We start from the raw sequence: 15,672 nt of genomic DNA, 5'->3' as shown, positions 1-15,672 counted from the left end.
CTGACCCCCAATCACTAATCCGCCATGAACCGTTTCTTCCTTTTGCTGACCGCCGGACTGGCCGCCTGCGGCCTGAGCAGCTGCATCGACGTAGTGCCCCTGGATGTACCCAAGGCTGGGCCACTGCTCTCCGTCGATGGCCAACTCACCGACCAGGGCAAGCCCGCAACCGTTACCCTCGCCCTCACTCAGCCCTACTTCAACGATACGCCCCCGCCGCCCGTCACCGGCGCCACGCTTTTCCTCGAAGATGACCTGGGGCGGCGCGATACGTTGCGGGAACAAACCCCCGGCTTCTACCGCGGCCAGGGCACGGTGCTCGGCCGCATTGGCGGGCGCTACACCCTCACCATCGTGACCGCCGGCCAGACCTACCGCGCCGAAACCGAAATTCGGCGCACGCCTGAAGTCGATAGCATTAGCCTCGAATTCAGGAACGACCCGCCGAGCTATGACGAAGGCTATTATGCCACCTACAACGGCCCCGAGCTGCCCGGCGTGGGTGATTATTACCGCTTTAAAGTGTATAAGAACGGCGTTCTATTCAACAAGCCCGAAGAGCTTATTGTGAGCTCCGACGAGCTGGTGGACGGCAAATACATTGGGGGCCTCATCGTGAATGAAGACCCGCTGGTATCCGGCGACAAAATCAAGGTCGAGATGCTGTCGGTGCCGCGTGATTATTACTTCTTTCTGAATGAGTTGAATAGGCAGATTAACAACGTGGGCTTGTTCGCGACCAGCCCGGCCAATGTCCGTACCAACGTGCGCAGCACCCAGGGCGGCGCCACGCAAACGGCCGTTGGCTACTTCGCCGGCTACACCGTGCGCGCCGATTCGGTGGTAGTACCATAAAGCCAGCCGCAGCATCACTCCCCTCCTCGGCTGAGGAGGGGAGTTTTTGCGCCGCGAAAACAGGGGTGGTGCCACCGGAGGGATATTGTGCAACGATTCAACCACCCCCGTCCGAGCCGTTGGCCCGAACATCCCCTCCTCGGCTGAGGAGGGGAGTTTGTGATTTGGGTGTTTCTTTATGCCTCGATAGTTCAGCCATGCCTCAGAATTACGCCGACCCGGACGACGCCCCTTGGACCTTATTGGCCCGGCACCTGGCCGTGGAAACGACCGCTGATGAGCAGGCTGAACTCCGGCAGTGGCTGCGCGCCGACCCGCAGCACCTACAAATCCTGACCACCGTAACCCGCGCCTGGGAGCGGGCGGGGGAGGGCGTACCCGCTCCCATCTTTTTCACCCCCCATGATGTAGAAGTCGCCTGGCAACGGTTTCGACCCCTGATGCAGGCCGATGCGCCCGCCAAACCAGCACCGCCGTCGCCCCCCGCCGCTACGCCACCGGTGGTAAGGCCGCTGTGGCCGACGGCCAGCTGGCTGCCGGCAATGCGAATTGCGGCGGGTGTAGCGCTGGTTTTCGGAGCTGCCTACCTGCTTGGTCATCATTTTTTTTCTGCTAACGATGCTCAGGTGGCTCACTACGCCACTGAAGCGCAGCGGCAGTTTGTGCGCTTGCCCGATGGGAGCGGGGTCTGGCTTAATGCGCGTTCGCAGCTGCACTACGCCAGCAGTAGCCCCCGCCAGCCCCGGGAGGTGCAGCTTACCGGGGAGGCGTACTTCGAGGTGAAGCCCATGGCCGGGCAGCCGTTTGTGGTGCGCACCACCACGGCCCAGGTGCGCGTGGTCGGCACAGCTTTCAACGTGCGGGCCTACGCGGCCGAAGATTCGGTGGAGGTGAGCGTGACCCACGGTCGCGTCTGGCTGCGCCGGCTCGTCGCGGCCGACAGCGTTCTGCTCACCGCCCGCACCCGCGCGGCCCTCTACGCCGCCGATGCGCCCGGTCTCACGCCTCCCGCCCTGCGCGCCACGCCCGTACTCGATGCCAATTTTCGAGCCTGGCAAAGCGATACCCTCCGCTTCGTAGATGCGCCCTTATCGCGGGTGGCGCAGGTGCTACGGGCCACGTTTGGCACCCGCCTCACCCTGGGTGGCAAGGGCCTGCAAGCATGCCGATTCACGGGTACCTTTGCACACCCTGAGCCTGCCCAGGTGCTGGCCGTAGTGCAAGTGGCTACGGGCGCCACGCTCCGCACTACTAGTGCCGGCCAGTACACCCTGAGCGGCTCCGGGTGCGCAGCACCAAGTCCGGCCGCCGGTTCCTCCGCCAATAAGTAATTCATGCCGCTATTCCATCGTTGGGCCTGCTGCTCACTTTACTTGGGCCTATTGATGGGGCTCGGAGCCGGTTTTGCGCAAGCCCAGGGACCGGGTGGGAGGGTGCTTTCCCAACTCGTGCGGCTGCCCGCTGGTTGGGTTCCGCTTGCCCAGGTGCTGGCCGAGGCATCGCGTCAGAGCGGCGTGCCAATATCCTATAGCAGCACGCGCGTGGCCACGTCGCGGCGCGTGTATGTACCGGCTGGCCCGCCGCGGCCCTTGGGTGCCATATTGCACGACGCCCTTAGCCCGCAGCACGTTTCCTATGGCTTGCTAAGTGGCCAAGTGGTTCTCTGGCCCGCCCGCAAAGTGCCCCCACCCGGCGTAACCGACGTGAACGGGCGGGGTATTGTCGTTTCAGGGGCGGCCGGTAGCGCCGCCTGGGGTGTTGCAACCTCGGCGACGAGGCGGAAGGCGGGCACTCCCATCACAACTCCTGCAGAAAAAGTAGCTCAACCATCGGACAACTCATTGATTCCGGGCCAGCCTCATGCGCCCAGCCACGGCGGGGTGAATTTTGCCGCCCGTAAGCTGTTGGGACCGCACCAGCTTCCCCATAATTTGCAAGCTGACGTGGCTCCCCAGCCCCGCATAACAGAACAGCTAGGGCATCATGTCGCGCCGATAGCCGCGGCTGGGAGTGCTAGCACTGAAGCCCGGCTAGTTCAACAGCCTGCCGTGGACCCTTTGGCAGTGCTGCCGGTGCAGGCTACCGTTTTGCCCATCGCTCTGCCTAATTCATTGCCGTTGGTAGCGCCTGTCCCCTTGCCAGCGGCCGCCGGGCTTCGTCGCAAGCTTGCGCAGTTTAGCCTGATATATCCACTTAGTACAAATGGCCTGGCAAACGCCCGTACAACCAACTGGGCCTCGCTGAACGCGTTGGTGGGCTACGCGGCCGGGGTGGATGGGGTAGAGCTTGGCGTGTTGGCCAACGTGGTGCGCGACTCGGTACACGGCACCCAAATAGCGGGGTACTACAATGTCACGGGCACCGATGTGCGCGGGGTTCAAGTTGCGGGCGTTGCCAATTTCACGGGCGGCGGCGTCTTTGGCGTGCAGGGTGCAGGTTTGACTAATATCGTGCGCGACGACGCCCGGGGATTTCAGCTAGCGGGTCTTGTCAACATAGTAGGTGGGGCTGGTCTAGCTCGCGCTGAACCCAGGCAGCCCACGCGCCTGCGTCGTTGGTTGGGCCTGCCCCGCCTCCTGGCCACCAACAAGCTAGCCCGGTCGCCGGCCGCGCCCTCGACTAACGCGCCCGGCTTGCTGTTGCAGATGGCCGGGCTGGCCAACCTGACTGGCACCGATGTGCGGGGTGTACAAACGGCTATCTTGTTGAATGTGGCCCGCCGGGTGCACGGGGTACAATTTGGTTTGGTGAATACGGCGCGCCACGTACGCGGCCTGCAACTGGGCCTCATCAACATCGCCGATTCGGTGGATGGTGTACCCCTGGGTATCATCAATATCGTGCGTCACGGCTATGTGCGAGGAGAAATATGGGCCAGTGAAACGCTCCCCTTGAATGTCATGGTCAAAACGGGAGTGCGCCGCTACTACACGCTGCTGGGGGTCTCAGCCCAGCCGTTCGGTAATCGCATACAATGGACTGTGGGCTTTGGCATCGGCACCGCTGGCCGGGCCCACGGGCGCTTTACCTTCGGTCTCGATGCCATAGAGTGGGGATTGGCCGGTGCTAAGAGCAGTGATTCTGAGGTGCCCGTGCTTTACCAGGTGCGCCCTTCGGTGGCTTGGCAAATGGAGCGGGAAGGCCATTTGCAGCTCGTCGTTTCGCCCACGCTCAACCTGGCTTTCTCCCGGCGTATGGAGGGAGAGCCGGATTGGGATTTTGCTGCCAACCAGCTTTTGTTCATTGATAGAGCCGGGTCGAAATACCTCACGCGCCTGTGGCCGGGTGCCCAAATCGGACTGCGGTTTTAATTGCTCAGGCAACAGCAACTGCATCAAACAGCCTATCCTGCTCAGCAGGACGTGCTCCTTAGCACGCGCCTTGCGTGCATAGGCATGATTGACTACTTACACTACCCCGGAAAACGCCCCAGCTCCGCCTGACCAAAATCCCACTCTGGCGTACTCACCACTTTTTTCTCGGGTTCCACGGGAAACCATGCCCCCAGTCGCATGTCGGCGCCGTTGTGCAATACGTGGATGCTCTGCGCCGGCATGTAGCTCTGAGCCAATAGCATGAATTTCTCGTGGGTGGTTGGGTTTTCGGCCACATCAAGCACCAGCACGGCGTGGCCGGGCGCCCCACCGTGGATGAGCACGTCGCCGGGCCGCACGGCCGCCAGGGCCACTGGACGCAGCTCATGGCTCAGCGAAAGGGTGCCCGCGTAGCCAAAGGTGGGCACCAGGTAGCGGGCCAGCGCGGCGTGAGTCGGGGCCTCGACAGATTTGGCGGCGGGCGTCACTTCTTCATCAACTACTTTAAAGGTCTTCCCGGCCACGTAGTCGGAAAACCAGAAGTCGTAGCCGGTGGTCAAGTGGAAGTGAATCTGGTTGGGGTCGTGGCTGAAACCATACTCGGCCCGCAGGCGGATAATGGCATCGGCGCACTGCTGCAGGTTCTGGGTTCCCACGTCGATGCGGATCACGGCGGCTACTACGTCCTGGCGGTCTTTCAGAGCGCCGGAGTAGGTGCGCACCGGGGTACCGGCCGGGCTCAGGGGCAGGTAGCGCAGCCACTCGCCCCAGGAGCCGGCAGTCGTGGCTAGCCGCCGACAGCCAGCCGGCGCCGGAAAGCGGGCCGCTACTGTTTGAGATGCCGGACCGGGCTGCGCCAACCACGGATACACGAGGTTCGCGGTGCGGGCTGGCGCCGGAACCACTACCGCCCCGGCCGCCGAAGTAGCCGAAGAATTGGGGGAGCCACAGGCCAGCACCAGCAGGAAGGCGGGCCAGCAGACAGAGAAATGACGCATAGCCAAATGTAAGACTAGCTACACCGACCTGAAAGCGGCTTTAAACACAAAAACGTCCGGTGGGAAGCTCCCCGCCGGACGTTTTTGTGTTGACTGCTAATCTCAACCTTACAGCATGTTAGTATCCTCCGTTCTATAAGGAAAAGAGCCTGGTAGGAGCAAGTGAGGCCTATGCCTTAGTAGCCGTCTTAGACTTAGCGGCCGGTTTTTTGGCTGCGGCCGCCGACTTCTTTGCTGCCGTTTTCTTAGCTGCGGGCTTTTTCGCCGCCGCTTTCTTCGCTGGCTGGTCGGCTTTCTCCTCTTTCGCCCCGGGAGCAGCCTTTTTGCCAAAGCGGCCCCCTTTGGCGGGCTTGTCAGGCGTGGCGTCGGCCAGTTCCTGGCAGCGTTCCAGCGTTAGCTCCGTGGGCTCTTCGTCCTTGGGGATTTTCACATTCTTCTTGCCCGCCACAATGTAGGGGCCAAACCGACCATTCAACACCTGGATATCGGGGTTTTCGGGGAAGGACTTGATGAGGCGCTCGGCGTCGGTTTTGCGCTTGTTCTCAATCAGGGCCACAGCTTCTTCAGCCGTAATGGTGTGCGGGTCCTGTTCCTTGGTAAGGGAGAAAAACTTGCTGTCGTGGCGGATATAGGGGCCAAACCGACCCAAATTAGCCGTCATGTCCTTGCCCTCGAACTCACCCACCACGCGGGGCAGCTTGAACAAGTCTAACGCCTCTTCCAGGGTAATGCTTTCTATGAACTGGCCTTTGCGCAGGTTGGCGTAGGCGGGCTTGGTTTCGCCTTCGGTGTCGCCCAGGGCCACGTATGGGCCATAGCGGCCCAGGCGGGCGGTAATTTTTTCGCCCGTTTCGGGGTGCACGCCGATTTCGCGGGTGCTACCCAAGGTGCTGCGCTCAATGTCCTGCCCCGCCTCAATAGTTGCGTGGAACTTGCCGTAGAAGCCCGTCAGCATGTGCGTCCAGTTTTCGTGGCCATTGGCAATCTGGTCAAACTCATCTTCCACCTTGGCCGTGAACTGATAGTCCACAATCACGGGGAAGTGCTCCACCAAGAAGTCGTTGACTACCATAGCCGTATCCGTAGGGAATAGCTTGGCTTTCTCGGCCCCGTAGTTCTCGGTTTTGACTTCGGTCTTCACCGCCTCACTGTCCAGCGTCAGCACGTGGAACTTGCGCTCCTTGCCCTCGCGGGTGTCCTTTTCCACATAGCCGCGCTTCTGCACCGTGCTGATGGTGGGGGCGTAGGTCGAAGGCCGGCCAATGCCCATTTCCTCTAGCTTCTTCACCAGCGAAGCCTCGGTGTAGCGCGCCGGAGGCGACGAAAACCGCTCCGTGGCACTGAGCCGCTGCAAGGGCAAGGCCTGACCCACCGTTAGGGGTGGCAGGCCGCGCGAGAAGCTCGATTCGCCGTCTTTGGCGTCGTCCTCATCCTCGTCGTCTTTGCTTTCCGCGTACACTTTCAGGAATCCCTCGAAGGAAATGACTTCGCCCGTCGCGGTAAACGTCACGCCCGGTTGGGTGCTGATGCCGATAACGGCCGTCGTGCGCTCAATTAGCGCCTCGGCCATCTGTGAAGCCATAGCCCGCTTGCGTATGAGGTCGTAGAGCCGCTGCTCGGAGGCATCGGAACCCGCTTTCACAGCACTGAAGTCGGTCGGACGGATGGCTTCGTGGGCCTCCTGCGCCGAAGCCGACTTGGTTTTGAACGTGCGGGTGTGGTGGTATTCGGCGCCGTAGGCCGCCGTGATGGCCGCCTGCGCGCCCGCCATAGCCTCCTGCGACAGGTTCACCGAGTCCGTCCGCATGTAGCTGATTTTACCAGCTTCGTACAGCTTCTGGGCCACGCTCATAGTCTGGGCTACCGAGTAGCCGAGCTTGCGTGAGGCCTCCTGCTGCAAGGTAGAAGTGGTGAACGGCGCGGCCGGACTCCGCTTGCCGGGCTTCTTGTCGAGGCTCTCAATCTGATAAGTAGCCCCGATACAGCGCTCCAGGAAAGCCTCAGCTTCGGCGCGGGTCTTGTAGCGGGTGGGCAGCTCGGCTTCGAGCACAGCGCCCCGACCAGCATCAAAGCGCGCCACGATGCGGTAGGCGCTGCTGCTGAGGAAGTGACTGATTTCGCGCTCCCGCTCCACGACCAGTCGCACGGCCACCGACTGCACCCGCCCGGCCGAAAGGCCGGCTTTTACTTTTTTCCAGAGCACCGGGCTCAGCTCAAACCCCACGAGGCGGTCGAGCACGCGGCGGGCCTGCTGGGCATTCACCAGATTTTGGTCGATGATGCGCGGGTTGGCAATGGCCCCGAGGATGGCGCTTTTGGTGATTTCGCGGAATACGATGCGCTTGGTTTTGGCATCGGGCAGGTTCAGAGTTTCGGCCAAGTGCCACGAAATAGCTTCGCCTTCGCGGTCATCGTCACTCGCCAACCAAACCATTTCGGCCTCCTTGGAAAGTTTTTTTAGCTGGGCAATGAGCTCACGCTTATCAGCTGAAACCACGTAGGTTGGCTTAAATCCATTGGCTATATCAATGGCGTTGTTGTCTTTCGGCAAGTCACGCACATGCCCGTAGCTCGAGCGCACCACGAAATCCTGGCCGAGGTAGCCTTCAATGGTTTTGGCCTTGGCTGGCGACTCGACGATAACTAAATTCTTGACCATGTGAGCGGGTAAGGGAGGTACGGTAGGCAGGTGGGGAGTAACGAAAGCTGAAACGGCCAGCCGTGGAGAAATGTTAAAATCGGCCGCAAAGATGTCGGAATATTCCGGGCGGCGGCATACTCAGCAATAATCCGGCCTTGTCGGGACCTCTGAACACCCTCAATGCACCACCAAGTTCATTGCCTCGGCAAGAGGTCATATCTTTGCTAATTCGTAACCAGGCCCCGTATTATTGACTAAGCCTCGTACATTCGCCTTCCCATTCCCTCCCCTCCCAGCTGATTGATTACTATACGATATGGCTTCCCCCAAGACCCCGCAATCTAAGCCTCGTCGGTCATCCGAAGCGGCTACTACGGATAGCGTTACCGGCGGAATGCCGGATTCGGGCGCAGTTTCGCCCCTCGACGTTATGCGTACGACCAACGACCTGACCCGCAAAAAAGGCGGCTCACGGGGCTCCCTTGACACCCAGGACCCCGGCTACGTCAACGACCAGCTCAACCGCGTCCTCTACGCGCTGGATGCCTTTAAAAAAGGCGATGTGTCGGTCCGCCTGACCAAGCAAAACGACGATATTTTTGCTGAAATCGCCGAAGCCTACAATTCCATGGTGGAAATGATTGGTGGGGTAGGTGGCGAGGTGTCGCGCATCTCGAAAGTAGCCGGGGTGGAGGGCAACCTCAAGGCCCGGGCCTCGGCTGAGGGCGCCGCCGGCTTCTGGCGCGACATGATTAACAACATCAACGGTCTTGTCGATAGCATTGCCGTGCCGGTACTGGAAGTAGGCAAGGTGTTGAAGAACATCAGCCGCGGCAACCTGGACGAAAGCTTCCAGATTCCCGTGTCGGGCGACTTCAAGCTGATGGCCGAAACCATCAACAAAACCATTGACAACCTGAATATTTTCGCTGGTGAGGTAACCCGCGTGGCCCAGGAAGTGGGCACCGAGGGTAAGCTCGGTGGCCAGGCGTCGGTACCAAACGTAGGCGGTGTCTGGAAGGACCTGACGGACAACGTGAACAACATGGCTTCAAACCTGACGAGTCAGGTGCGCGACATTGCCAACGTGGCCACCGCCGTCGCCAAAGGCGATTTGACCCAGAAGGTGACGGTGGATGTAAAGGGCGAGTTCCTGCAGCTGAAGCAGAACTTGAACCAAATGGTGGACTCACTCAACCTGTTTGCTGGCGAAGTAACCCGCGTCGCCCAGGAAGTGGGCACCGAGGGCAAGCTCGGCGGCCAAGCTTCCGTGCCCAATGTGGCCGGCGTCTGGAAGGACCTGACGGACAACGTGAACAACATGGCTTCAAACCTGACGAGTCAGGTGCGCGACATTGCCAACGTGGCCACCGCCGTCGCCAAAGGCGATTTGACCCAGAAGGTGACGGTGGATGTAAAGGGCGAGTTCCTGCAGCTGAAGCAGAACTTGAACCAAATGGTGGACTCACTCAACCTGTTTGCTGGCGAAGTAACCCGCGTCGCCCAGGAAGTGGGCACCGAGGGCAAGCTCGGCGGCCAAGCTTCCGTGCCCAATGTGGCCGGCGTCTGGAAGGACCTGACGGACAACGTGAACAACATGGCTTCAAACCTGACGAGTCAGGTGCGCGACATTGCCAACGTGGCCACCGCCGTCGCCAAAGGCGATTTGAGCCAGAAGGTAACCGTCGATGTAAAAGGGGAGCTGCTCCAGCTGAAGCAGAACTTGAACCAGATGGTGGACTCACTCAACCTGTTTGCCGGCGAGGTAACCCGCGTGGCCCAGGAAGTGGGTACCGAAGGACGTCTGGGTGGCCAGGCTTCCGTGCCCAGTGTGGCCGGCGTCTGGAAGGACCTGACGGACAACGTAAACTATATGGCCTCGAACCTGACGAGCCAGGTGCGCGACATTGCTAATGTGGCCACCGCTGTGGCCAAAGGCGACCTGACCCAGACGGTTACCGTCGATGTAAAAGGCGAGTTCCTGCAACTCAAGCAGAACTTGAACCAAATGGTGGCGTCCCTGAACCTGTTTGCCGGGGAAGTGACCCGCGTGGCCCAGGAAGTAGGTACCGAAGGCAAGCTGGGTGGCCAAGCTAGCGTGCCCAACGTGGCTGGCGTCTGGAAGGCGCTGACTGACAACGTAAATGACATGGCTGCGGCTCTTACCTCGCAGGTGCGCGACATTGCCAACGTGGCTACCGCCGTAGCCCGCGGCGACCTCAGCCAGAAGATGACGGTGAATGTGAAGGGCGAAATTCTGGAGCTGAAGAATATCCTCAACCAGATGGTGGACTCCTTGAACATCTTCGGCGACGAGGTAACCCGCGTGGCCCGCGAAGTGGGCACCGAAGGCAAGCTCGGCGGTCAGGCCGTGGTGCCCCGCGTTGGGGGCACCTGGAAAGAGCTGACGGACAACGTGAATACAATGGCCTCAAACCTGACGAGTCAGGTGCGCGACATTGCCAACGTGGCCACTGCCGTATCGAAAGGCGACCTGAGCCAGAAAATCACCGTCGATGTAAAAGGAGAATTCCTCGACCTGAAGGAAAACCTGAACCAGATGGTGGACTCCCTAAATATTTTCGCCGGCGAGGTAACCCGCGTGGCCCGCGAAGTGGGCACCGAAGGCATCCTAGGCGGTCAGGCCAACGTGCCCAAAGTAAGCGGCACCTGGAAAGATTTGACGGACAACGTGAATACGATGGCCTCGAACTTGACCTCGCAAATGCGCGACATTGCCAACGTGGCCACCGCCGTAGCTAAAGGCGACCTGAGCCAGAAAATCACTGTAAATGTGCGCGGTGAGCTGCTTCAGCTGAAGGAGAACCTCAACGAAATGGTGGATTCTCTGAATACCTTCGGCGACGAGGTAACCCGTGTGGCCCGCGAAGTAGGCACCGAAGGCAAGCTCGGCGGCCAAGCTAAAGTGCCCAACGTGCGCGGCACCTGGAAAGACCTGACAGACAACGTGAATACAATGGCCTCGAACCTGACGAGTCAGGTGCGCGACATTGCCAACGTGGCCACCGCCGTATCGCGCGGCGACCTGAGCCAGAAGGTATCGGTAAATGTCAACGGCGAGCTGCTCGACCTGAAAGACAACCTGAACCAGATGGTGGACTCGCTCAACATCTTCGCTGGCGAAGTAACCCGCGTGGCCCAGGAAGTGGGCACTGAGGGCAAGCTCGGCGGCCAGGCTGTGGTGCCCAGCGTAGCCGGCGTGTGGAAAGAGCTGACCGACAACGTAAACTATATGGCCTCCAACCTCACCACACAGGTGCGGGGCCTGGTGAAAGTAGTAACCGCAGTATCGAAAGGTGACTTGACCCAGAAGCTGACGCTGGAAGCCAAAGGTGAAGTGGCCGAACTGGCCGACACCATCAACCGCATGGTGGACGACCTGAACCGCCTGGCTTCGGAAGTAAGCCGCGTAGCCAAGGTGGCTGGGGTAGAAGGCAAACTCACCGAACGCGCCACGGTAACAGGCGTGTCGGGCTCCTGGAAAGAGCTGGTAGACACGCTCAATGCCCTGTTGGAGTCTATCGCCTCGCCGGTGCTGGAAGTGAGCCGCGTGGTGCGTGCCATCTCAGAAGGCGACCTGACCCAGCGCGTAGACGTGCCAACTACGGGCGATATCCTGGCCATGTCGAGCGCCCTGAACCTAGCCGTGGAAAACCTAAACGAACTGCTCGGCGAAATCAACGACTCATCGCAAATCGTGGGTACTTCTTCGGAAGAAATGGCCGGCAAAGGCCAGGAAATGAGTAGGGTAACTGTCGACGTAGCCTTGGCCATGCAGCAAATGGCCGAAGGCGCGCAGAACCAGGCCTTAAAAACCGACCAGGCGTTCAAGCTCATCGAGGAAATTATGCAGGCCACCAAGGAAACGGCCAACAAGGCCGATGTGGTGAACAAAGCGGCTATTCTGGGTGAACAAACCTCGCAGCTCGGTCTGAAAACAGTGGCGGAAGTGGTGAAAAACATGGAAGAAATATCCAGTGCCGCCATGCAGACCTCGCGTACGATCGAAGTACTGAGTACCCGGTCGGGCGAAATCAGCAAGTCACTGGGCGTAATTACCGACATTGCCTCGCAAACCAACTTGCTGGCACTCAATGCTGCCATTGAAGCGGCCCGCGCCGGGGAAGCCGGCCGGGGCTTCGCCGTAGTAGCTGAGGAAATCCGCAAGTTGGCCGAAGGCTCCCGCAAATCAGCTAATGAAATAGCCACACTGGTGGAGGATGTTCGCAAGGACACGACTTCGGCCGCCACCGCTATTTCGACCATGGAAGGTCGGGTATTGAAAGGCAAAAACGCAACGTTCGAAGCCAGCTCAGCCTTTAAGAACATTGCCACCAGCAGCGGGGAAACGCTCCGCACCTCACGCGACATTCTCACGGCCACCGAGGTGCAGAAAACCTCGATTGGCGACGTGGTGAAATACGTGGAAGAGGTGGTAGCCATTGCCGAGCAAACGGCCACCGGCACCCAGCAAGTGGCGGGTACCGCCAAGCAACTCTCGACGGCCATGCAGGAGCTGACTACCAGCTCGCAGCGCCTCACCGACATTGCCGATGACCTCCAGGCTGGCCTCGAAACCTTCCAGCTCAGTTCCTACGAGCCCGAACCCGAGCCAGCACCGCTGCCAGTGCGGCGTGGCCTAAGCAACCGCGACGTTTACCGGACTCGCGATTCTTACGCAGCGGCGCCCCAGAACGGCATGGCCGCCCGCCGCGCCCAAAGCCGCCATGAAGCCGAAGCTGCCGACTACAGCCGTGCTAACGGCCTAGCTCGGCGCAGTGCCAGGCCCGAACCGGCCGTTCCTGCCCCGGCTACCGGCCCTGAACGGCCAGTTCGTCGACCCCGCGCCGAAGCCCCGGCACCCGCCACGCCCACCCCACGGCGGTCAGCCAGCAAACCCGTTACGCCGTCCGAGCCCGCTAAAAATGGAAACAGCGGCAACGGTAAGCAGGCGGAAAACGGCCAAACTGCTAAAGCCCCCGGATCCAAATCAAAAGCGAAAGCCAAGTAATTATGGGAAGTCAGGGGGCGTCATTATCTGACCTCGACCACTGATTTCCCAACCCCGAAACCAATTGTATGGCTGAGATTGAATTAGCTGCTCCTGCGCCCAAAGCCGACCGCGCCAAGCCGGTTGAGATGGTGCAGCTTATCGTGTTTCGCCTCGGCGATGAAGATTACGGCATCCGCATCGAGCAAGTGAAGGAGGTGACCGTGACCCCCGAAGTGGCCCGCATGCCCAAAACGCCGCCTTTCATTAAAGGCATTGCCAACCTGCGCGGCGATATTATTGCCATCATCGACCTGGAGGAGCGGTTTCGGCTGCGACCGGCTGGTCGGCCGCTGCCCGAACGCACCTACACCGTGGCCGTCGAAGCGGCCGACTACACGTTGGGGCTGGTCGTGCGCGAGGTGCCCCGGCCCTTCACGCTGCCTCTGAGCCAGATTGAGCCCGCGCCCGAATTCGTGCAGGATGCCAGCACCCGCGACAAATACCTCGAAGGCATTGCCAAGCTACCAGACGGAAGCATCATCATCGTGCTGGACATGCGCAAGCTGCTGACTCCGAGTGAAGTGATGCGGCTTCCTGGCAAAGGAGCATCTTCGTAACTCCCGGCCCGTACAACGCGTGGCCGGGCCACCTGCCTCGGCCATTCATTCGTTTTATCCCTATGTTAATCAATTCCATGAACAAGCGCATCCTCATCGTCGACGACTCCTTTTACATGCGTACGATGCTCAAAAACATGCTCACCGATGCCGGCTACGAGGTGGTTGGCGAAGCTGCTAATGGTGCGCAAGCCCTGGAAATGGCTGCTTCGACTACGCCCGACCTGATTACCCTCGACGTTATTCTGCCCGATAACACCGGGCTGGATGTGCTCAAGAGTCTCCGCCAGACCCAGCCCAGTTCCAAAGTGGTGATGTGCAGCGCGGTAGGGCAGGAAGTTATTGTGAATGAAGCCATTGAGAATGGGGCGCTGGCTTACATCGTGAAGCCCTTCTCGGAAGAAAAGGTATTGGAAATAGTGGGTGCAGCGCTGCAAAACGACGCCACCGAACAAAAAGCGTAAGGTGCTGCAACAACCCACCGAAGTAATGCCAACGACCGCCGACAACGACGGGCAATGGCTGCGCGCGCTGGATTGGTGCATAATTGAGACGATGAATTCAGGCCAATGAAAACGCGCGACCAGGAGTACCGGGAGCTGTTCATGGCCGAAGCACTGGAGTATTACGACTCCATGAGCCGGCACCTGAGCGAGTTGGAGCGCAACCCCGACGCCGGCCCGGCTCTCAACGAGCTATTCCGGCTCATGCACAACCTGAAGGCTAATGCCCGCGCCATGGGCTTCACGGACCTAGGTGAAGTAGCACACCACCTCGAAACCCTCTTTGGGATGATTCGGGACCAGGAACGCACCTTTAGCGGGGCCCTCATTCGAGTGGTTTTTGCGGGGGTTGATGCCTTGGGCAACATGATTCGGGCGGTAGGTGCCAACCAAACATTACCCGATGCCACAGCCCTGCTCGACAACCTCGACCGCCTCGTGCGCGGCGAAGAGCCGGTGCTCGAGGATGCTGAAATGCTGGATACGGAGCAGGAATCCAACAAAAAAATGGAGCTGTCGGATCTGGTGTACATCCAGGTTAAGAAGCTCGATAATCTGTTGAATTTGGTTGGGGAACTGGTAATCGACCGTGACCGGATTATGACCCTGGCCCAGGAAATCGGCAACCCGGCCCTACTGGCCACGGCCCAACACCTGTTCCGGATTTCCGACGATTTGCAGTACAGCGTGATGGATGCCCGTCTGGTGGGCGTGGGCGTACTGCTCAATAAATTTCCCCGCGTGGTGCGCGACGTGGCCGCTGCCGAGGACAAGCAGGTGGAGCTGACGATGAGCGGACAGGACGTGCAGATTGACCGCAACATTCTGCAAATCATTACCGATGCGCTGCTGCACCTCGTGCGCAACGCCGTCAGCCACGGTCTCGAAACCACGGCCCAGCGCCAGCAGGCGGGCAAGCCCGCTGTGGGGCGGCTCACCCTCTCGGCCCTGACCGAGCGCGACGACGTGCTCATTCAAGTGCGCGACGACGGCCGCGGCATCGATACCGAAGCCGTGCGTCGCAAAGCCGTGGAGCGCGGCCTGACCAATGCTAGCATAGCCGCTACTCTGGACGAGCAGGCCGTTTGGGCTTTTCTCTTCGAGCCGGGCTTCTCCATGGCCCAAAAAGTAACTGACATTTCCGGTCGCGGCGTGGGACTCGACGTGGTGAAGCTGGCGCTTGATTCCCTCGGCGGCCAGTTGCGCGTAGAGTCGCAGCTGGGTCAGGGTACCACTTTTACGCTGGTGCTGCCGACTTCCATTGCCGTAAAAGGCGCGCTGCTAGTGGAAGTTGATGAACGCCCCTACGCCATTCCACTGCTGCACACCGACACCGTGCTGGCTCTGCATCCCGGGCAAATTTCAGTGGTAGGCGGCGTGCTCGTCACCCACCTGCATGAGCAGGCCGTACCCCTGGTGCCCCTTCGCCAGTTGCTGCACGATGAGGGCGACGACCCGCTTCCTCCCGCCAACAAAGCTGACCTGATTGGCTCGCAACAGGTGCTGGTGGTGAATTACAATAACCGACGCTTGGGCTTAGTGGTTGACCGTTTTTTGCGCCAGCAGAACATTGTCATCAAACCTCTGAGCAAACCCTTGGATACGATTGACCTGTTTGGTGGGGTAACCCTGCTCGGCAGCGGACAGGTGTGCTTGGTGCTCGACGTACCCGCACTCACCCGCCTTTTCCTAACTAAACGCGCCTGATTTTCTTCCCTTCACCCCCAGTC

At 60.2% G+C, this 15,672-nt stretch carries 9 protein-coding genes; 7 read left to right on the top strand and 2 right to left on the bottom strand.

The window, feature by feature from the left end; translation table 11 throughout:
* The first annotated feature begins 24 nt into the window (after positions 1 to 24).
* From WX88_RS27140 to WX88_RS02890, 3 genes are all read left to right on the top strand, one after another.
* Positions 25 to 855 (top strand): DUF4249 domain-containing protein, encoded by an 831-nt coding sequence (locus WX88_RS27140; protein ID WP_082115809.1) that lies wholly within the window; start codon positions 25 to 27, stop codon positions 853 to 855.
* Positions 856 to 1,052: 197 nt separating this feature from the next.
* Positions 1,053 to 2,186 (top strand): FecR family protein, encoded by a 1,134-nt coding sequence (locus WX88_RS27135; RefSeq protein ID WP_052732275.1) that lies wholly within the window; start codon positions 1,053 to 1,055, stop codon positions 2,184 to 2,186.
* A gap of 3 nt (positions 2,187 to 2,189) precedes the next feature.
* A complete protein-coding gene (locus WX88_RS02890) occupies positions 2,190 to 4,166 on the top strand; it encodes an LA_2272 family surface repeat-containing protein (protein ID WP_231590614.1) in 1,977 nt (658 codons plus the stop codon).
* A gap of 101 nt (positions 4,167 to 4,267) precedes the next feature.
* On the opposite strand, the gene WX88_RS02885 is transcribed toward WX88_RS02890, so the two are convergent.
* Both WX88_RS02885 and topA read right to left on the bottom strand, forming a co-directional pair.
* Positions 4,268 to 5,167, bottom strand: a complete 900-nt coding sequence (locus WX88_RS02885) for a DUF4846 domain-containing protein (protein WP_052732274.1) — start codon at positions 5,165 to 5,167, stop codon at positions 4,268 to 4,270.
* 169 nt (positions 5,168 to 5,336) lie between these two features.
* Positions 5,337 to 7,826 (bottom strand): type I DNA topoisomerase, encoded by a 2,490-nt coding sequence (gene topA, locus WX88_RS02880; RefSeq protein WP_046242733.1) that lies wholly within the window; start codon positions 7,824 to 7,826, stop codon positions 5,337 to 5,339.
* Positions 7,827 to 8,202: 376 nt separating this feature from the next.
* On the opposite strand from topA, the gene WX88_RS02875 reads away from it, so the two are divergent.
* The 4 genes from WX88_RS02875 (at position 8,203) to WX88_RS02860 (ending at position 15,649) form a co-directional block, all read left to right on the top strand.
* Complete coding sequence (locus WX88_RS02875; RefSeq protein ID WP_394331744.1) at positions 8,203 to 12,840, top strand: HAMP domain-containing protein; 4,638 nt, start codon at positions 8,203 to 8,205, stop codon at positions 12,838 to 12,840.
* Positions 12,841 to 12,908: 68 nt separating this feature from the next.
* Positions 12,909 to 13,439, top strand: coding sequence for a chemotaxis protein CheW (locus WX88_RS02870; RefSeq protein WP_052732273.1), 531 nt, complete (start codon positions 12,909 to 12,911; stop codon positions 13,437 to 13,439).
* A 62-nt stretch (positions 13,440 to 13,501) separates the two neighbouring features.
* Positions 13,502 to 13,903, top strand: a complete 402-nt coding sequence (locus WX88_RS02865; protein ID WP_231590612.1) for a response regulator — start codon at positions 13,502 to 13,504, stop codon at positions 13,901 to 13,903.
* A 105-nt stretch (positions 13,904 to 14,008) separates the two neighbouring features.
* The gene (locus WX88_RS02860; RefSeq protein ID WP_046242732.1) at positions 14,009 to 15,649 is read left to right on the top strand and encodes a chemotaxis protein CheA; all 1,641 of its coding nucleotides are present in this window, start codon (positions 14,009 to 14,011) and stop codon (positions 15,647 to 15,649) included.
* Positions 15,650 to 15,672 lie beyond the last annotated feature (23 nt).

This window comes from Hymenobacter terrenus (assembly GCF_000972495.1).
In the GTDB taxonomy this organism is placed as follows: Bacteria; Bacteroidota; Bacteroidia; order Cytophagales; family Hymenobacteraceae; genus Hymenobacter; species Hymenobacter terrenus.
Note: the sequence above shows the minus strand (reverse complement) of the source record. Positions and strands in the feature narration are given on the sequence as shown.